The 20853-nt window shown below is 43.6% G+C and carries 12 protein-coding genes; 5 read left to right on the top strand and 7 right to left on the bottom strand.

Annotated features, from left to right (window positions below; genetic code table 11):
- The 3 genes from GVN20_RS01555 to GVN20_RS01545 all read right to left on the bottom strand — a co-directional run bounded on the left by GVN20_RS01555 (nucleotide 1) and on the right by GVN20_RS01545 (nucleotide 4036).
- Nucleotides 1-2373 (bottom strand): ELWxxDGT repeat protein, encoded by a 2373-nt coding sequence (locus tag GVN20_RS01555; protein ID WP_166556647.1) that lies wholly within the window; start codon nucleotides 2371-2373, stop codon nucleotides 1-3.
- An 83-nt stretch (nucleotides 2374-2456) separates the two neighbouring features.
- A complete protein-coding gene (locus tag GVN20_RS01550; protein ID WP_166556646.1) occupies nucleotides 2457-3554 on the bottom strand; it encodes an alpha/beta hydrolase in 1098 nt (365 codons plus the stop codon).
- Nucleotides 3555-3649: 95 nt separating this feature from the next.
- Nucleotides 3650-4036 carry a hypothetical protein gene (locus tag GVN20_RS01545; protein WP_166556645.1) on the bottom strand — a complete coding sequence of 129 codons (387 nt, stop codon included), beginning with the start codon at nucleotides 4034-4036 and terminating at the stop codon, nucleotides 3650-3652.
- 126 nt (nucleotides 4037-4162) lie between these two features.
- On the opposite strand from GVN20_RS01545, the gene GVN20_RS01540 reads away from it, so the two are divergent.
- A complete protein-coding gene (locus GVN20_RS01540; RefSeq protein WP_166556644.1) occupies nucleotides 4163-6124 on the top strand; it encodes a DUF3857 domain-containing protein in 1962 nt (653 codons plus the stop codon).
- A 74-nt stretch (nucleotides 6125-6198) separates the two neighbouring features.
- On the opposite strand, the gene GVN20_RS01535 is transcribed toward GVN20_RS01540, so the two are convergent.
- The 4 genes from GVN20_RS01535 to fsa all read right to left on the bottom strand — a co-directional run bounded on the left by GVN20_RS01535 (nucleotide 6199) and on the right by fsa (nucleotide 11830).
- The gene (locus GVN20_RS01535; protein WP_166556643.1) at nucleotides 6199-8079 is read right to left on the bottom strand and encodes a YgiQ family radical SAM protein; all 1881 of its coding nucleotides are present in this window, start codon (nucleotides 8077-8079) and stop codon (nucleotides 6199-6201) included.
- A 195-nt stretch (nucleotides 8080-8274) separates the two neighbouring features.
- Nucleotides 8275-9993, bottom strand: coding sequence for a DEAD/DEAH box helicase (locus tag GVN20_RS01530; RefSeq protein ID WP_166556642.1), 1719 nt, complete (start codon nucleotides 9991-9993; stop codon nucleotides 8275-8277).
- Between the two features lie 404 nt (nucleotides 9994-10397).
- Nucleotides 10398-11081: a cell division ATP-binding protein FtsE gene (locus GVN20_RS01525; RefSeq protein WP_114463689.1), complete on the bottom strand. Its 684-nt coding sequence runs from the start codon at nucleotides 11079-11081 to the stop codon at nucleotides 10398-10400.
- Nucleotides 11082-11173: 92 nt separating this feature from the next.
- The gene (gene fsa, locus GVN20_RS01520) at nucleotides 11174-11830 is read right to left on the bottom strand and encodes a fructose-6-phosphate aldolase (protein WP_114067785.1); all 657 of its coding nucleotides are present in this window, start codon (nucleotides 11828-11830) and stop codon (nucleotides 11174-11176) included.
- Between the two features lie 305 nt (nucleotides 11831-12135).
- Here fsa and GVN20_RS01515 point away from each other — a divergent pair, with 305 nt between their 5' ends.
- The 4 genes from GVN20_RS01515 to GVN20_RS01500 all read left to right on the top strand — a co-directional run bounded on the left by GVN20_RS01515 (nucleotide 12136) and on the right by GVN20_RS01500 (nucleotide 20751).
- Nucleotides 12136-15141, top strand: coding sequence for a TonB-dependent receptor (locus tag GVN20_RS01515; RefSeq protein ID WP_166556641.1), 3006 nt, complete (start codon nucleotides 12136-12138; stop codon nucleotides 15139-15141).
- An 18-nt stretch (nucleotides 15142-15159) separates the two neighbouring features.
- Complete coding sequence (locus tag GVN20_RS01510; protein WP_166556640.1) at nucleotides 15160-16668, top strand: RagB/SusD family nutrient uptake outer membrane protein; 1509 nt, start codon at nucleotides 15160-15162, stop codon at nucleotides 16666-16668.
- A gap of 98 nt (nucleotides 16669-16766) precedes the next feature.
- Entirely contained in the window at nucleotides 16767-17357 is a 591-nt protein-coding gene (locus GVN20_RS01505; protein WP_166556639.1) for a hypothetical protein, read from the top strand.
- A gap of 43 nt (nucleotides 17358-17400) precedes the next feature.
- Nucleotides 17401-20751, top strand: a complete 3351-nt coding sequence (locus GVN20_RS01500; RefSeq protein ID WP_229598941.1) for a VCBS repeat-containing protein — start codon at nucleotides 17401-17403, stop codon at nucleotides 20749-20751.
- Nucleotides 20752-20853 lie beyond the last annotated feature (102 nt).

The raw sequence follows: 20853 nt of genomic DNA, 5'->3' as shown, positions 1-20853 counted from the left end.
TTAAAATCGAATTCCCGTAAAAAGACCATTGTTTACCATCCAAAGCATTTGATCAAGGGCATTCACTTCGCCATCCAAATTAGCGTCGCTGGGCAAATAGCGAGCAAACTGTCCGTTTTGTTGCTGCCAAATAATCACGTCATTGGCATTCACCTCCCCAAGCTTTGTTTTTTGTAAATCTCCCGCATACATCATATAGCGATTATCAAAACGTTTTTGCCCAATGGATGATATTCCAGGCGGGATGTACGATTGATGAATGGTGAAATCATAAAAAAAGTGATCATAAATAAACAGCGCTGGCGTACCCGAAACAATGCCGACGTGGTTGCGGTGCTCAACCGCAACGTAGTAATTGGTGTAGTTTTTTAACTTATCAGGGCACCCAGTCACCACACTCAACCCATTTTTTTGTAATACGGCCGCTGCCTTAAAAACCGTTGTGGCGGGGTCATTGGGACTGGTACGCAGCGATACCAAAATCCAATCCGTAGCGTTGGCAGCGTAGGGAGACATCGTTTCGGTGCCCGAATAATTCCAAGGTGCGCCATAATAGGGCTGTCTCGCAGGAGTTGCCACCCCTAAAGCATTAATGGGCGTTTGACCCGGCAAAAGGCCTTTCTGGTTTAAGGAGGTTGTCATCTGTCCTATTCCTTTTTGATAGGGTCCTTCCAATAAAAGGTATAAGCTGCCCACACTTTCAGGAAACGGAATAGTTCTGACGGTTACTTTGGCGGTACTGGTACAGCCTGATGTCATCTGTGCCGTAACATAAAAATCGGTAACGGGGCTAGTAAGCAGTGCATTTTCAGGGTTATCCACAATGGTACCTGTTACACTCCCCTGCCGCCATACCATCGAGACAAAGTCAGCGGAGTTGGTAACCATTTTAGGCAGAGAAAAAGGGCCTTTATGACAAATGGTAGTATCGACCGTCACTAATTTGACCACTGCACAGGGCACTAATTTCCATATCTCCCCGCCAATCTTCCCATCATCAGCGGTAAAGTATACGGTATCGGCCACCGACATCATATTACTAATTCCACTGCTTGTACTCCCCACCCGTAGTTCTTTCAAGGCGGCAGTCCCCGCCTCTTTTCCGTCTGATTTCCAAAGCTCTTGGCCTTTCTCTCCGTCGTTTGCGGAAAAATACACGACTCCTTTTCCATCGGTAAAAAACAAGGGATTACTCGCGGAGGCTCCGCCACCAAGGGCAATTTTTTTCACCATCAACGTACCAGCTCCTGTTCCATCCGACTTCCAAAACTCACGCCCCGTTACCCCATTTACTGCCGAGAAGTACAACGTGCCGCGTATATTACTCAGATAATATGGGTTAGAACCTAAGTTACCTGCTTGCATATCTGCCACCAATACAGTCCCCGCAGCAGTACCGTCTGATTTCCAAAGCTCATAGCCGTTGGTTCCATTATTAGCCGAAAAATACACAAAGCCGTTTAGCTCAGTCAAAAATTGGGGCATCGAGCTTTGGTTACCACTCCAAATATCTTTGACCAGTGTCGTTCCCGCAGCGGTGCCGTTCGACCTCCAAAGTTCATAGCCATGGGTCCCGTTGTCGGCCACAAAATACAACGTGCCATTTACGTTGGTTAGATTCTGCGCTGCGCTACTAGATGACCCAACATAAATATCCTTAATCAACGTTGTCCCTGCTTCGGTACCGTCAGTTTTCCAAAGTTCGTAGCCATTTGAACCGTCATCCGCGACAAAATATAAAACGCCATTTACGTTGGTTAACCCTTGGGGATTACTCCCTCCATTGCCCAGCAGAATATCTTTTACCAATACAGTTCCCGCTTCGGTACCGTCAGATTTCCAAAGTTCGCTTCCGTGAACAAGGTCAGAAGCCACAAAATACAGGACGCCGTTGACGTTCGTAAAACTTTCTGGCATACTACCCATACTGCCCGGATATATATCTTTTACTCGCACGGTTCCACTTGCAGAGCCATCTGATTTCCAAAGCTCATACCCAAAATCTGACTGGTCGGCGGCAAAATAGAGAAGATTCCCTGCGCTGGTCAATCCATAAGCAGAATAAGGCAAATCGGTTACTTTTATCGTTTCTTTAGCTGTACCATTCGACTTCCAAAGTCCAACGGTAGTGCTGTTTTCTTTGGCCGTAAAAAACAGCGTGCCTTTGTGATTCACCAAAAAACGTGGATCACTGCTCAAGGTTGTCCCTGGGCGAATGGGATCAGTAAGTGAATTAATATCTTTGAGAAGAACGGGAGTCTGTGCATACATCACACCCGTAAGGAACAACAACCCGCCGCCGAAAAAACGCCGCTTTGACAGCAGGTGATTGACCGCGAATGCCCACAGATGGGCGATTTTGTAGATACGCATTTTGATTGGCATCGAGTTTCTTGCTCTAACACTTAAATAAAGCCTCAAGCGTTAGAGCAAGAAAAATGCCAAAATGCGTTGTATCAACGGGTCTCAAAAAAGAGCCACTCAATGGCCTTGGGGAATTCTTTCCCCCATCGGGTTTCGTTATGCTCTCCTTTGGGGTCAATGGAGAGCTTTAATTGCAGGCGCTCTGGCGACCATCCTTGTCGCTCTACGGCCTCTTTGAGGCGTTCTGTACTTTGAATCATGTACCGCCCTTCTTTACCTCCTGCGTATACATAAATCTTCGTTTCCATCGGATTGAAAAACTCAATGGCGTCGAAGTATATTTTTTCAGAAACCCATAAAGACGGCGAAAATATCATTAAACGACCAAGTACTTCGGGGTACATCAAACCCGCATAGATACTTATCAGTCCACCCATGGAGCTTCCTCCCACGCCCGTATGCTGGCGCTCAGGACGGGTCCGGTAGTGTTTGTCAATGTACGGTTTTAACGTACGTACGATAAAATTGGCATATTTTTTTCCAGAGCCTTTCCCAAATTTAGGATTGGCATAGGGGGCAAATTCGTGCAAACGGTCTTCGTCGGCATGGTCTATGGCCACAATAATCACACTTTCTTTTCCCTGAGCAGCCAGAATAGCCATCCTTTTATCGATTTCCCAATTTCCATACACCGAGCCATCTTCAAACAGGTTTTGACCGTCTTGAAGGTAAACCACTGGGTAACGTTTTTCAGAAGTATAATAATCGTGAGGAAGTAAAATGCGAATGCGGCGCGTGCGCCCTAGCTGTGGCATTTCAAATTGTTCCGCAACCGTTTCTACGGTTGGAATAAGGAGTGGGTCAAAAGAGCGCCCATCTTTACGCCAGTGAGGTACAAAATCTTTTTGGGACTTTGTTTTTGCGCGAACTCTGCGATTTTGAGGCGCTTCTCCAAAAGAATCAAGCTCTACTTGATCCCATCCTCCACGAGTGTATTTATATTCGAGTGGTTTATCAAACAAAAAATCAGACGGAAATTGAAATCTATATTTACCCGGCTCTACCTTCTGCATTCTGAATCGCTCAATGTCGGGAAACCATTCACAAAAATTTCCAGCAATATATACAGGCCGCTCGTCGTCAACGGCAGTCGTCAACTCCAGCGCCAAAGACGCATAACTGTTACTCATCACTATTCCATCATAAGTTAGTGTCACATTAACACTTACAAAGGTACTAAGGTTCAACCAAATCTTTAAAAACTGACGATTGATTCTGCGGTTTTTTATTTTTCTGAAGATTGCCGATACCAATAACGGATAACTACTTTTTGTAATTCTCTCTTTATGATCAACTCCGCCAAAGGGCGCAGTTTGGACGTCAGGCGCTCCGGTATGTGCTTTTTTAGTTGTTTTTCGGTTAAATCAACCCGATTTAAGACATTTTTGAGTGTTCCCCCCTTGGCCAAATGCGCATCCAAGGCCTTTACGAGTTTTTCACACAATTCTTCAAAAGAACAATTCACCAATGACTCGGGCGATAAGGGTATTTGTGCCGTCTGAAAATCTTTTGTTATTTGAAGAAGCAAATCCCGCAGCAGATCAGGCATATTTAGATACGCTTGAATGGCTTCATTTGTATTGACAATCAAATCATCCGATGGTTGTTCCATAAAATGTAATTAAGTGTTATGCTCCAAAAGAAGAAAAAAGTCATTTGGTCCGCAACGTTTCACAAAATAAAACTTTTCCCTGCAACCTTCCGTTATTTATACGCCACATAAATCATTTTTTAAGTTATGCCTTACCCGTTTTTGCCCCATAAAACCGTTGTACTCACCCGCTTCACCCTCGCAACGCTAACCTTTATACTCATCTCGTTTACCCTTAGTTGGGCACAACCCAAAGTAAACGTCGCCCAACTGAAGGCTAAGTTTCCGAATGAAGAAATGGCGTATCTCAACCGCTCCGAACAGGTAACGGTAGATTTGGTTAATGGGGCCTTGCAAATCGACGTTTTGCACCAGGAAGACCGCGTATTTTTGGATGAACGCGCCAGCGTTTGGGCCGACGAGCGCATTTATTTTTCGGACGCGTTTCAAGAAATCAAGGATTTGGAGGCCATTTCGTACGTTCCCGAAAAAGCAGGATTTAAACGTACGCCCGTCACCGACTTCAAAACCGAGCGCCCCAGCCCAGGAGGAGGGATATTTTTTGATGATATGCAGGTTAAAAAATTTACGTTTCCAGGGGCAAAACAAGGAGGCATCGGCACCGTATCTTACCGTGAACGCATCAAAAACCCGTATATGCTTTCGGGGTTTGTATTTGGCAACTACGTGCCCGTAATCAACAGCGATTTTTCAGTTACGTTTCCTGCCTCGGTTAAAATATCCTATAAAACCTACGGCGATATGAAGGGGATTACGTTTAAACAAACCACCCTGAACGGCAAAACAACCTACGCTTGGAAAGCCCAAAACCTGAAAGCTTCTCCGCTCGAAACCGAATCCCTCTCCCTGCGTTATTATGTACCGCAAGTGCTTTTATTCATCGAAAGTTATACCGTCGACGGCAAAACCACGGAGGTATTGGGAAATGTACAAAAGCTGTTTAATTACTATAAAAGTCTGGTCAAAGACCTCAACAAACAACCTAATGCTCCTTTGCAAGCCCTCACCGACTCCCTGACGAGGGGCAAAACTGACGAAGAAAAAATAAAGTCGGTTTATTATTGGGTGCAAGACCACATTAAATACATTGCCTTTGAAGAAGGCTTGGGCGGTTTTATTCCCCGTCAAGCGGCCGACGTTTGTCAAAAACGCTACGGAGATTGTAAAGACATGGCTAGTTTGACCTCTACAATGCTCAATTTGGCGGGCGTTCCAGCACATTTGGTCTGGATTGGTACGCGTGATATTCCGTATCGTTATGTGGAAAACCCCTCGATGAGTGTTGATAACCACATGATTGCGGCCGTTAAGCGCAATGGTAAATGGCAGTTTTTGGATGCCACCGACGACCGTATTGATTTTGGCCTACCTACATCTCACATTCAGGGAAAAGAAGCAATGATTATGACCTCTGAAGACAAATATGAAATCGTAACGGTGCCTATTGTTCCAGCTGCACAAAATTTCCGAAGGGATTCCATGATTCTTTCGCTCGACGGCAAGACGCTGAAAGGCAAAGGCACGTTGATGTTTGAAGGTTTGTGGAAAACATCCGTAAAATCGGCGATTCAATACCGTTCGGAACCGCAACGAGATGAGTATTACAAAAACATTCTCAGTCGCGGCTCCAACAAGTCCACGCTGGAAAAACGGACGGTTTCGGGCATCAATCAGCGGGATGTTCCTGTGCAATTTGATTACACATTTCGGGTGCCCGACTACGTGCAGGAAGCGGCGGGCGAGTTGTTTATCAACCCCCACTTGATACGTACCTGGGCGGATAAACGCATGGAAGATACACGTAAAAATGACTGGAAACACGAATTTGCGCATACGCAAGAAACCGTCGAAATTTTACCGATTCCCGCAGGATATGAGGTTTCTTACTTGCCCGAAAACAGGTCGTTTGCCAATCCTGATTTTGGGTTTGCACTTAGTTACGAACAAAAAAATACGCAAATCATTGTTCGTAGTAAACTAACACTCAACACATTACTTGTCAAGAAAACGAGTTTTTCTGAATGGAATAAAATGGTAGAAGCGCTGAATGAAGCGTATAGTGAAGTGATTTCGTTGAAGAAAAAATAAAAAAAGGCTTGGCAAGACTGGGCGTCCCCGACTGGGCGTCCCCGTTTTTAAAACTTGCCAAGCCTACAAATGACTTATCGCTTTTTACCTATTTTTTTCTCTACTCGCGTTTCCTGCTTTTTGGGATTGCTCAAAAGTCGGTCGGCCAAATCGGGGCGTTTAAGCTTGTTTAATCGGCTTCTAATCAGGCTTCTAAATTCGGGCTTGTACCAGAAGAAATACCGATTTTGATCCAATTTTTCTTCTTTTGTTTTGGCCGTAAAAACGGGCTTCAACGTATAGGGATGAACGCCCGAATAGTAAATCACCTCCGCCACGGTCATGGGCGTGGGTGTAAAATCCTGCACCTGCTCCAGCCGGAAGCCAAGGTCCTTGGTTTCGGCCGCCAAATTGGCCATATCTGCTTCTTCGCAGCCGGGGTGGGAAGAAATGAAATACGGAATCAGCGGTTGGTTCAGATTATGTTTGTCGGAAATCTTATCGTATTTCTGTTTAAACAATTTAAAATACTTAAACGACGGCTTACGCATTACGCGCAGCGTGTCGTCAGAGGTGTGTTCGGGCGCTACTTTCAACCGGCCCGACACGTGGCGCGTAATGAGTTGCTCCATGTATTCGTCGTGGTTGTTGTCTTTGTTGTTTTTGTTGAAATCATCCACCAACAAATCGTAACGAATTCCCGACCCTACAAAGGCCTTTTTCACTTTCGGATGCGCATCTACTTTTTTATATAACTCCGTAATGGGCTTGTGGGAGGTATCCAAATTTGAACAAATCACAGGGTGAATACAGCTCGGACTCGTGCAACGCGCACAAATGGATTCATCTTTGCCTTTCATGCGGTACATATTGGCCGACGGCCCACCCAAATCGGAGATATAACCCTTAAATTCAGGGTGTTTTGTTACCTCCTCCACTTCTTTCATGATTGACTTCTCGCTCCGCGATGCAATGAATTTTCCCTGATGCGCCGAGATGGTGCAGAAACTACACCCACCAAAACATCCCCGGTGCATGTTGATGGAAAACTTAATCATTTCGTAGGCAGGAATCGTGCCGCGCGTTTTGTACTTGGGGTGCGGCAAACGCGTATAAGGCAAGTCAAACGATGCATCAATCTCTTTTTCGTCCATGATTTTGAACGGCGGATTGATGACCAATGTTTGGTTGCCTACTTTCTGGATGATTCGGTTGGCCTGCCATTTATTGGATTCTACCTCTACAATCTTGAAGTTGGCGGCGTACTTGATTTTATCCTGTAAGCATACTTCATGGCTCGCCAGCTCTACTGTTTCCCAGCCTTTATCGCTCGGCAACTCTGCTTCTGAGTCCTGCAAGTAGGCGATTTGGTTCACGTTGCGAATGGTATTCAACGGAACTCCTTCGCGCACCAACTTCAACAGCTCACGCAGGGGCTGCTCGCCCATGCCATAGACCAGCAAATCGGCTTTAGAATCGGCCAAGATGGTGGGCATCAACTGGTCTTTCCAGTAGTCGTAGTGCGTCACGCGCCGCAATGACGCCTCAATTCCGCCAATCAGTACTGGCACATCGGGGTAGAGTTCTTTTAATATATTGGAGTAGACCGTGGTGGCATAGTCTGGGCGAAAACCCGCCTCGCCGCCTGGCGTGTACGAGTCGTTGGAGCGCAGGCGTTTGTTGGCCGTGTAGTGATTCACCATCGAATCCATGCAACCCGCCGTAACGCCAAAAAAGTATTTAGGTCGACCGAATTTTTTAAAATCCCGTAAATCGTCTTTCCAGTTGGGTTGGGCTACCACCGCCACCTTGAAGCCTTCGCTTTCCATGATACGGCCGATAACGGCTGTACCAAAGGCAGGATGGTCTACGTAGGCATCCCCCGAAACCAACACAACATCCACTTCGTCCCAGCCTCTTTTTTCAACCTCTTTTTTCGTCAGGGGCAACCAGTCAGTGATGGGTCTTTCTATCATAAAAACATTTCTTTTTCTTGCGGAATGTAAATTGGCGTGTTGTCATTTCACGCTTACATTCAACCAAATTTAGGGTGAAATAGTTTTGGTCTTCATTAAATACAAAAACAGTTCACAATCAACAGATAAGGTACTTATACTGTAAATTGTGAACTGCAAATGATTGAAAGGCAGCGTTAAACACCACCCCTGCGGTTATCGTGCTACTTCGATATTGACCATTTTACCTTTGATGGTATTGCCGCTCATGGCTTCCACCACTTTGCGGGCGTCGCGCTCGGGAACATCCACAAACGAGTACGCATCAAAAATATCAATTGAGCCAATCACGCGGCCAGGAATACCCGCCTCGCCAGCGATAGCGCCAACGATGTCGCGTGGTTGAACGCGGTCTTTACGGCCCACGCTCACAAACAGGCGAACCATACCCGGTTCGTTGCGTTTTGGACCACCGCCTTCACGGGGACCTCTGTCGCCGCCACGGTCGCCGAAACGGCCTGAGCCACGCTCTTCGCCTCTTCCGCCGCGGTCTTCAAAACGGCCACGTTTCTCAAATCCTCTTTCTGATGGGCGACGGTCACGATCAGCATCCCATGCCAAATCATTGTCGGCAAATTCGCTTTTCTGAACACCCATATTGATTTTGACCAATGCGGCCACAATCTGCTCCGTAGTGAAGCCAGTGGTATGGTGCAACATACCCAACATATCTTCGTACAAGTCCAAATCGCCAGTCGAAACCGCCTCTTCTACTTGCGAGATAAAACGGGCTTTGCGTACACCTACGATGTCTTCAAAAGTTGGAATAACTCCTTTGTCGATTTTTACTTTGGTGTAGGTCTCAATTTGGCGCAAACGGTATTTTTCATCTTTGGCTACCAACGTCAGCGCTTTACCCGTTAAGCCAGCACGGCCAGTACGACCGATACGGTGCACGTAGTATTCTTCGTCGAGCGGTAAGTCAAAGTTGATAACGGCGTCGATACCCGACACGTCGATACCGCGAGCGGCTACGTCGGTGGCTACCAAGATATTGGCGGCTCCCGAACGAAACTTCGCCATTACTTGATTCCGTTGTGTTTGGCGCAAATCGCCGTGCAAACTTTCGACCGAATATCCTTTGGAAGAAAGTTCTTCGGTTACTTCGTCTACTTTCCGCTTGGTGTTACAGAAAATAATAACCTGCTTTAAATCATAGGCATCCAATACCCGGCAAGTCACTTCAATTTTGCCCCGTTGTTTTACTTCAAAATACGTTTGCTCAATGTTTTCGTTGGTAACTTCCTTCCGCGTAATTTTAATCTGGACGGGATCTTCTTGGAATTTTTGAGCGATGCCCATGATGGGTTTCGACATGGTAGCCGAAAACAACACCGTTTGGCGCTCATCGGGTACACTTTCCAGAATGGTATCAATATCTTCACGAAAGCCCATATCGAGCATTTCGTCGGCTTCGTCTAATACTACATAATTTACGAAATCTAGCTTAAGCGCCTTACGCTCAATAAGGTCCATGACACGACCGGGCGTTCCGACCACAATCTGGGCACCTATTTTCAACGAACGAATCTGACGTTCAATCGAATCGCCACCGTAAACGGTTTCGAGTTTCAACCCTTTTTTGTATTTGGCCAAACGACGTAACTCTTCGGTTACCTGTACTGCCAACTCACGGGTAGGACACAACATTAATACTTGGGTACGCTTATCGGAGATATCCACTTTTTCGAGAGCAGGAATACCGAAAGCGGCGGTTTTGCCTGTTCCTGTCTGGGCTTGTCCCAATACATCACGGCCTTCCAAAAGGGACGGGATGGCTTCTGCCTGAATGGGTGAGGGTTTGGTAAAACCCATTTCTGTTACTGCTTTCAGAATTTCTTCTGAGAGGCCTAATGAATCAAAAAGTACTTCCATTGATTGTTTTTGCGTGCTTACGCACAAGTTAAACGGTTAATAGTATTCCCGTTAATTGTTCGAGCGGTAAGCACAACATGGCATAGAAGGGTTTCTAGCCGGCGAAAACCTTTCAACAATTACCTTCCCTCGACGAGTTTTTAACTCAACCTATCGGCGGATACGATCAATAACAGGATTTTTAAAAATTGCCCATGCACTGAACACTCATGAAATCTCAATGAGCCGGTGCCAAATAATTCGAAGCGTGATTTTCTAACAGACAAAAATGGGGACTCCAATACCCCATGGGAGAAAAAGACGCAGAGACGTTAAGAAGCGCTCGGTGCAGTTATTTTATGCAAAAGTAAGAAGAATATTGGATTTTTCCCAATCAGCGCAATAAATTTTGTATTTTTTTAATATTATACCTCGCTTACACTTCCTGCCTCACACTTCAAGACGCGTGCGGGGTACTTTTTTAGAAAATCATAATTGTGGGTAGCCATCAAAATGGCGGTTCCTGCGGTATTAATACTCTGAAACACCTGCATGATTTGTTCGCCTACTTCAGGGTCGAGGTTTCCCGTCGGCTCATCCGCCAACAAAATCTGGGGTTCGTTTAGCATGGCCCGCGCAATCACGACCCGCTGCTGCTCGCCGCCCGAAAGTTGATGGGGCATTTTCTTTTGTAAAGTACCCAACCCTACTTGCATTAGCACTTCCGAAATTCTGTTCTTGATGGTGGCTTTGTCAGTCCACCCAGTGGCTCGCAGTACAAACTCAAGATTTTCTTCCACAGTACGGTCAAAAAACAGTTGAAAATCTTGGAAGACAATGCCGATTTTACGCCGTAGAAAAGGTACATCGGCTTGTTTGAGCTTTTGCAACTGATAGCCAACCACCGTTCCAGTACCCGATTCCAACCACAGGTCGGCGTAAAGTGTTTTGAGCAGAGAGCTTTTTCCACTTCCCGTTCGTCCAATCAAAAAAACAAAATCGCCTTTATTTATTACGAAATTTACATCTGCCAATACCAGCTTGTTGCCGTTTTGATAAATGTCGGTATTTTCGAGTTGAATAATCGGTTCAGATGAAAAAGCAGTCATAGTTCAGTAGTGAGTAGTGAGTAGTCAGTAGTGAGTACTTAGTAGTAAACGTTGTGGTTTTTCTACTGACTCCTGACTACTCACTCCTATTTTTATTGGTTTCCTTTTTTGTAGTCAGACAGGAATTTCTCCAAGCCGATGTCGGTCAGAGGGTGTTTAAGCAAGGAGGTAATAACGCTTAACGGGCAAGTAACCACATCGGCGCCCAATTCAGCACATTTCAAAAGGTGGATAGAATGACGAACCGATGCCGCCAAGACTTCGGTCGTATAACCGTAGTTTTGATAAATGGTCACAATCTGCTCAATCAAATCCATCCCGTCCATTGAGACATCGTCCAAACGGCCAATGAAAGGAGACACGTAGGTAGCGCCCGCTTTGGCCGCCAACAACGCCTGCCCCGCCGAAAACACAAGGGTACAGTTGGTCTTAATACCACGATCTGAGAGATGTTTGATGGCTTTTACTCCATCTTTAATCATGGGTACTTTTACGACAATTTTCTCGTCAATTTCAATCAACTCATCCGCCTCTTTGATCATACCCTGAAAATCAGTAGCAATTACTTCGGCACTTACGTCTCCATCTACAATGTCACAAATTGCTTTGTAGTGAGCCATGATGTTGGCTTTGCCAGTGATTCCTTCTTTTGCCATCAAAGATGGGTTGGTAGTAACGCCATCCAACACGCCCAGTTCATAGGCTTCCCGGATTTCACTCAGATTTGCGGTATCAATAAAGAATTTCATAAAAGTCTTTTTAAGTTATCACTTGCAAAGTTAGGTAAACCCTTTGTTTCATGAAACTTTTAATTGAATTTATGGCAGATAACCTACTCTCTTTACCATCACCTTTTTTTGGGTAACAAACACGCTGATTCATGCGTTTTTAACATCCGAAACTTGTATTATAAAAATTAATTATTGTAATTTGCCGTCTGGTTAAAGCATTTGTGACAACAAATACTTGGAACAGTCCAAAAACGTAGTAGTGAGTGCGTTACAAATTGCGAAAACCAATTAGGTAATTATTCACAAAAACCAATTTTCAACCTATGATGAACAGTTTCCCCTTAGCAGGTCGGGCTTCTTTAGCTCGACAGATGCTTTTTGTCAGCAAATTTTTGTTGACAGTCCTAGTGTCAGTAGTCTCGTTGGGAGTATGGGCCCAAGAAAAACAAGTGTCTGGTAATGTAAAAGATGCAAGCGGCACGGGTATGCCTGGCGTTAGCATCGCCGTAAAGGGGACCCAGCGAGGTGCCAACACCGACGTAAATGGTAATTACAAGATCTCCGTACCCGACAATGCCACGCTCGTGTTCAGTTATGTGGGATACAAATCCCTGGACGTAGCAGTTGCTGGTCGTGACGTAGTTAACGTTACTTTAGAAGAAGACAATCAAGTCCTTAATGAAGTAGTTGTGATTGGTTATGGTACTGTTCGCAAAAAAGATGCTACGGGTGCAGTCAATGCTATTGGGGTGAAAGACTTCAACAAGGGTGTCATCACTTCTACCCAGCAACTTCTTCAAGGTCGTGTAGCTGGTGTGGCCATTACCCAAAACAATGGTGAACCAGGTGGTGGTATCAACGTTCGTATCAGGGGTACATCTTCTGTACGTGGTGGTAACGGCCCTCTTTTTGTAGTGGACGGTGTGCCTTTGGCAGGCAACAACGTTACTGGAGATGGTCAAAACGGCGGTTTGGGAGGTTCAGCACCTCGCGACCCACTGAACTTTTTGAATCCTGACGACATCGCCAGCATGGACATCTTGAAAGATGCCTCTGCTACTGCTATTTACGGTGCGCGTGGCGCAAACGGTGTGATACTAATTACAACCAAAAAAGGTAAAGGCAAAGGGTCTGTTGATTACTCTTATTCACTGGGTGTGAGCAATATCACTAAAAAGTTCGACCTTTTGAGTGCTGATGAGTATGTAAAGGCAGGCGGTACCAACAACGGTGCAAAAACTGACTGGCAAGATGAAGCCTTCCGTACGGCTCTTACCAACCAACACAACATTTCGTACGGTGGTGGCGATCAGTCGAGCAACTACCGCTTTTCTTTTGGAGTTCTTGACCAAGAAGGTATCATCAAAAACTCTGGTATCAAGCGTTATTCTGGTTCGTTCAGTGGTAGCAAAAAGTTTATCAACGACAAACTTACCATAGGCTCAAGTATCAATTTCGCTCAAACATTGGATAGTGGTGTACCCGTAACAGACAATGCAGGTTTCTCAGGTGACTTGTTGGGCGCGATTTTGAAAACAAATCCAACCAATAAAGTTTATAACGCTGACGGTACGCCTTTTCAGACTACTTCTGTAGAACCCAACCCAATTGCAATTCTTAAATATACCAGAGATAATACCAAAGCCATACGTGTTCTCGGAAACTTGAATGCAGAGTATGAAATTATCAAGGGATTAAAGTTTAAAACCGTATTGGGTTTTGACCAATCTATGTCTTCTCGTAAGGCGGCTTTCTCACCTTTGTTGGTAGCTGCTGATATTGATAAAATCGGACAGGTTTACTTGACTGATATCGAAACAGAAAACCGCTTGATGGAAAACTACTTTACCTACAACAAAAAGTTTGGTAATGTTACTTTCGATGGTTTGTTGGGTTATTCATACCAAAGCTTTGATTTTTATCAGAAAAATGCAAACGCAACCAATTTTAGAACCACTGATATGGATTTGATGATTAACAACCTGTCGTCAGCCAACAACTCTGCTGGTAAGGGAAGTATCATTAATGGATCAAGTTCTAACTTCAATGAGTTGCAGTCGTATTTTGCACGTGCCAACTTCGGTATTGGTGAAAAATACCTCGTTACGGCTACTGTTCGTGCAGATGGTTCTACACGTTTTGGTGGCAACAACAAATATGGGGTATTCCCTTCTTTTGCAGCCAAATGGCGCTTAATTGAAGAAGATTTTGTTCCTAAGAATGTGTTCTCTGATTTAGGCTTGCGTGTAGGTTATGGTGTGACAGGAAACCAAGAGCTTCCGCACAATCTCTACATGCAAAGACAACGCTACGGAGGTGCAGGCATTGGCAATGGCGGTACACAATGGAATAATGGTGGCTTAGCAACGGTAGCTTTTGCAAATCCTAACTTGAAATGGGAGTCAACAGCTCAAATCAATGTAGGCCTTGATTATGCTTTCTTAAACAATCGTATTTCTGGTTCGGTAGAATATTACCGCAAAAACACCAACGATTTATTGATTCAAATTCAATCAGCACAACCTGCAATTTCTCCTTTCGTTTGGACCAACTTAGATGCTGATATCATCAATAGCGGTATCGAACTGAGCTTAAACGGTATAGTGGTAGATAAGACAAACTTTGGGTTTGACATCAATGCAAACGTAGCATACAATAAAAATCAGGTAAATAACCTTTTGGGAGTTTATGACACAGGCTCAATCAATGGACAAGGTTTGACGGGTGCATTTGCACAACGTATCCAAAGTGGTCAGCCTTTATATGCTTTCTTCTTGCGTGAGTTTGGTGGTTATGATGAGGCAGGTAACTCTCTGTATCCTATAGGTGATTTCCAGAAGTTTTTAGATGGCAAAAGCCCACTACCTACGGTTACGGGTGGTTTGACTTTCAGTCTTCGTTACAAAAATTTTGACTTCAGCACTTTCTTCAATGGTGTTTTTGGCAACTATATTTACAACAATACAGCCAATGCCTATTTCACAAAAGGCTCTTTTGCCAATGGTCGTAACGTAACAAGAGATGTAGTTTCAAGCAAAGAAGGTCCTCTAAATGCGCCTGACGTATCTACTCGCTTCTTAGAAAAAGGAGATTTTGTACGTTTACAAAACCTTAACCTTAGTTATAAAGTTAATACTGGTAACAGTGCTATACGGAGCTTGCGGTTTTTCGTAACAGGGCAAAACCTGTTGGTATTTACCAAATACACAGGTCAAGATCCAGAGGTAAATACCAACAAGCAGATAAATGGCGTGCCTTCATTAGGTATTGACTATACGGCCTTTCCAAGAGCCCGTACGTTCACTTTTGGAGCAAACATTTCATTCTAGTTAAAACTAACCACAACAATGAAAAAAACAACATCAAAACTAATGTACTTGTGTGGATTGGGTGCGCTTGCCCTTACCTCATGTACCGATTTAGTAGTGAAAGAAAAAGATTCAACCATTGTTCAGACAACTGGTGGTACTACCACTACTGGTAATCCAACAGAACTACTAAATGCGCTTTACAATGACTTGGGTGTATTCAATGACCAAGCTAACTTATATTCTCTTGGCCAGCATCCCTCAGCCGAAATGATTCCCCCCACTCGTGGGGTAGACTGGGGCGATAACGGTGTATGGCGGACGTTGCACGCTCACACATGGGATGCAACTCACGCCCAAGTTCTAAACACTTGGAACACACTCAATGGTCGTGCGTATCAGTGCGAACAGCTCTTAGCTTCCAATCCCAGCATTGTACAGGCAGCAGAAGCGAAAGCCATCCGTGCCATGTATATGTACCATGTAATGGATTTCTTTGGTCAAGTACCACGTCGTACAGTTGATCAAGGTGTAGATGCACTTCCTTCGGTACTTTCGCGTTCAGAAGCCTTTGATTTTATCGTAAAGGATTTGACAGAAGCTCTTCCGAATTTGCCGAAGTTGGGGCCTGCAGCTATCAATGCACGCGCTTCCAAAGCCATGGCCAATGCGCTTTTGGCACGTTTACATTTGAATAAAGCAGTTTACAAGTCAGCTAAGCCTGAAGGCCCTTATAATTTCGATAAAGCTGACATGGACAAAGTTGTTCAGTATTGCGATGCTGTCAAAGCGGATGGTTTCGATTTAGATCCTGATTTCTTCAATCCATTCACTGCCAACGTATCAAAAGATAAAATCTTTACTGACTTGCAAGGCTCGCCTCGTAACCGTTGGATGATGACCATGCACTATGACCAAGGTGGTTTTGATGCTGAAAAAGATGGCCCATGGAATGGATTTGCTACTTTGGCTGAATTCTATGATAAGTTTGAAGCAAATGATGAACGTCGTTTCCGTGAAGTAGGTTTCCAAAAAGGTTACGGTGGTGTGCACAAAGGTTTCTTAATTGGTCAGCAATTTAGAGAAAATAGAACTCCAATCGTGGATTCTCGTTCTAAAAAGCCTTTGATTTTCACACGCGATGTTCCCTTAGCAGGGGCTTCTACCGAAAAAGGAATTCGTGTCATTAAATATCACCCAGCAGATTTTGGTAAGTATTTGATTTTCCGTTATGCTGATGTACACTTAATGAAAACTGAAGCATTATATCGTGCAGGCAACACTGCTGAAGCGTTGAAGCTTTTGAACGAACTAAGAACCCTACGCAAGGCTTCTACTGCCACATCTATCAACGACGATGTAATGTTAAGAGAAAGAGGACTTGAGTTATATTGGGAAGGTATTGCACGTACCGACGAAATTCGCTTTGGCAAATTCAACCGTAAATACCAAGATGTAACAAACGTAGAGCCTTACACTGTATTGTTCCCAATACCTGCTTTGGCCATTGCCTCAAACACCAACTTGAAGCAAAACCCTGGTTACTAATTTCTTTTTAATAATTGCTTTGAAAATGCTCGAACGTTTTGTTTCGGGCATTTTCTTTTTGTAGTATCATTGACCTTGATTTAGTTTTATTTATAACGATGAAAAACATTATTTACTTGATTCTGATCGGACTTTGGTTGAATACTGCCTGCACTAACACCGAGAAAGTTGACATGGCTGCTTTATCTGCAAAAGCAGAAAAACTTCAAGACGGTGATGCCGCCGTAGAGATGATCATCAATCACAAAAGTTTTTATACATCCAATCTCTCCTTCAATACGCAAGTGAGGATATTACCTCAATCGTTTAAGGCAAGCTTAATGGATAGTACCAAAGGAAATATTGAGTTAGAGTTTATAAAAAAAGATTGGTATCAAAATAACCCCATTTCATTTTCACTTGTGAATATTACTTTAGGACAATTCTCTGCCGATCAAGTAATATTTATGATAGGTAAACTCGTTAATGATGCTACACAAGTAGGTGAAGGATATCTTTTGACAGAAGGAAAAATAAAAATAACAGAGTTATCAAAAAAGCGCATCATCATTGAGTTGGAGGGCAATTTGAATAAGCCTGGCGAAGCTACCATCCCAGAAAATTATGTACCTATTACTGGCGCAATCATCATTAACAAACCCAAATTCACTTCAGATAGCGCTGAAGATTTATTGAAAATAGTAAAGTAATCTGCTGCTTAGTTCGCTTGCAGACAATCTCACTCATGTAGGTATGATGCTGAAAATCAAAGTTTCTGTATTTTATATTCTTCTGTTCCCCAAAACGATTTTGGTGGGTCTGTTGATCACACTCGTAGGTTGTCAAACCAACAAAGAGTCGAAATTTAGATTGCTCAACGGTGAAAAAACAGGGCTGGCTTTTAGCAATACCGTCAAACCATCTCCCGAGCTCAATATTTTCAACTACATGTATTTCTATAACGGTGGTGGAATCGGGGCCGCTGACTTTAATAAAGATGGATTTGTAGATTTGGTCTTTACGGCTAATCAATCCGACAATAAATTGTATCTAAATAAAGGAAAAGATAAAAAACTGCAGTTTGAAGATATCACTGAAAAGGCTGGTTTTAAAGCCCCCGCAGGCTGGTCTACTGGTATTTCGATTGTGGATATCAACCAAGATGGCTTGTTAGACATTTATATCAGTCGTGTGGGTGATTTTTCCGTTTTGAAAGGACATAATCTGCTCTTTGTATGTCAGAATATAGATCCAGAAGGCATTCCACATTTTTCTGAAAAATCAAAAGAGTATGGATTAGACTTAGTGGGTTTTGGTACACAGGCTGCTTTTTTTGATGCAGATGCTGACGGAGACCTTGACCTTTTCCAGCTCAATCATTCAGTACATCAAAACGGCACTTTTGGTAAAAGAGACTTGTTTTTGAACAGTTTTCACCCGCTTTCAGGTGACCGTTTTTTCGAGAATCGAAACAGAAAATACGTTGAAACCACCCAAAAAGTAGGTATCAATTCGTCAGTACTTGGCTATGGCTTAGGGATTGCTCTGGGTGATGTCAATTTGGATGGCTACCCTGATGTATACGTTGGCAATGATTTTCACGAAAACGACTACTTGTACGTCAACCAAAAAAACGGAACATTTCGTGATGAAATGAACGAGCGCATTCGCCATACCAGTCGCTTTACGATGGGCGTAGAAATTGCCGATCTAAACAACGATGTCTTTCCCGAAATTTTGACCCTTGATATGCTACCCTACGACCCCGAAATCTTGAAACGGTCGGAGGGAGAAGATGCCTATTATAATTTTAAATTTAAACTTGCCCAAGGTTACAATGTTCAATTTGCACGCAACAATCTGCAACTCAACAATAGAGAAGGTGTTTTTTCAGAAATAGGAATGGCCGCAGGGATTCATGCAACTGACTGGTCGTGGTCAGCTTTGATATTTGATTTTGAAAACGACGGACGCAAAGATATTTTTATCTCCAACGGAATCAACAAACGGATGAACGATATGGATTACATCAATTTTGTATCAACCGATGAAATCCAACAACAAATCAGCGAAAAACGTTTTGATGAGTCCAATGCTGCTTTAACTAATTTGTTGCCCGAAGTAAAAATCCCGAATCGGTTCTTTAAAAACACCCCCGACCTACTTTTTGAAGATCAAGCTGACTTCATTGACAACAATGCCGACTCATACTCCAATGGTGCCGTGTATGCCGACTTGGATAACGACGGCGATTTGGACATAGTGACCAACAATATCAATGCGTCTGTTTTTGTCTATGAAAACCTCTCCCAACAAACTCCCAATTCAGAAAACAAAAGCCTGAAAATCAACCTTAAAGGCAAACAGGGCAATGTAAATGCGATTGGGGCCAAGTGCCTTGTTTACAGCAAAGGCGACGTGCGTTATCAGGAGAAGTTTCCGGTGCGAGGTTTTCAGAGCAGTGCAGAGATTCCCTTATTGATTGGTCTTGGTAAGGTAGAAAAAGTCGACTCTGTTGTGGTGATTTGGCCCACGAATGAGTACGAAACTCTGAAAAATATTGATTTAAAGAAAACGCTTTCGGTGAATTACAAGCCCAACTTGCCTATCTATGATTACCAACGTTGGCATATACAAAAAGGGCGCTTTAAAGACCAAGCCGCTTGGATTGGATTGGATATTTTACACCAGGAAAACCAATTCAATGAGTTTGATCGCGAAGCATTGATTCCCAATATGATGTCTACAGAAGGTCCTGCTTTGGCCGTTGGCGATTTCAACGGCGACGGCTTAGAAGATGTCTTCATGGGTGCTTCGCGAGGTATAGCCCCTCAGATATACATTCAGAAGTCTAACGGAAAATTTGTACCCTTACCCCAATCTGCCCTCATTAAAGATGCTGACTTTGAGGATGTCGATGCTGTTTGGGTAGATGTTAACAATGACAAAAACATGGACTTAATCGTTGGGTCGGGGGGGAATGAATATTATGGAAAATCTGAATTTCTCCAAACCCGTTTGTACCTCAATGATGGCAAAGGACAATTGCAGAAAGATACCTTGGCCTTCAAAGGTTTCTTTATTAACGCGCAGGCAGTGCGGGTAGCAGATGTTAATCAGGACGGCTTTGCAGATGTATTCATCGGCGCTAGATCTGTTCCCTTCGCTTATGGCAAAACGCCCGATTCATATTTATTTATCAATGATGGAAAAGGACATTTCAACGACCAAACCGAGCTTTTTGCTCCTGATCTAAAAAAAGGAGGATTGGTAAAAGATGCGCAATGGGTGGATTTAGATGCCGACAAAGACCTTGATTTAGTCGTTGCTTATGAATGGGGTAAGGTAGTATTATTTGAAAATAACTCAATGAAATTTACCCCAAAACCATTAACCGATAAAAAGGGTTGGTGGAATTTTGTTCAACCCATAGATATAGATCAAGATGGTGATTTGGATTTGATTTGCGGTAACGTAGGGCTAAACAGTCGATTGCACGCTTCAGATAAAGAGCCCGTACGGATGTATGTCAATGACTACGATGAAAATGGTCGCCTTGACCAAATCATTACCTATTATCTGTTAGGAAAGGAAACCATTTTTCCAGACAAACGCGAATTGGAAAGGCAAATTCCGTATATCAAAAAGCAATTCCTTCAGTCTCGCGATTTTGCAAAAGCTTCCCTAAGTGAAATAGTGGGCAGTAAAAAATTAACCGAAGCGCAGGTACTAGAGGCAAATTATTTTGAAAATGCTTGGCTGGAAAACAGAGGGAAAGATGGGTTTGTGCTGAGAACCCTGGGAAGTAATGCACAATATACTTCCTATTATGCTGCCGAAGCAATAAACAACCCACTGACAAAAAAAACCGATATCATGCTGCTCGGCAATTTCTTTGACTGTAATATCCAAATGGGACTCTATGATGCCGACAATGGAAGCGTGTTTTCACTCAACGGAAAAGGTCAATTCCTTCCACACCCTTTATTGGACACCCCACTTGGCGGTCAAGTACGACGTATCAGAAAAATAAAGATTGGTAAATCATTCTTTTATCTTGTAGCGCGCAACAATGAAAAGTTGATGGCGCTGGAGCCCAATTAGTTTTTTCGTTTTCTTGGTCTCTTAAAAAATAAGAGTTCAACAATAACTTATCAGGGAATTGTCTGCGTCTTCACAGGCTGTCCCTGAATAAGTTATCGTTGA

The organism is Runella sp. CRIBMP, assembly GCF_009905605.1.
GTDB lineage: Bacteria > Bacteroidota > Bacteroidia > Cytophagales > Spirosomataceae > Runella.
Note: the sequence above shows the minus strand (reverse complement) of the source record. Positions and strands in the feature narration are given on the sequence as shown.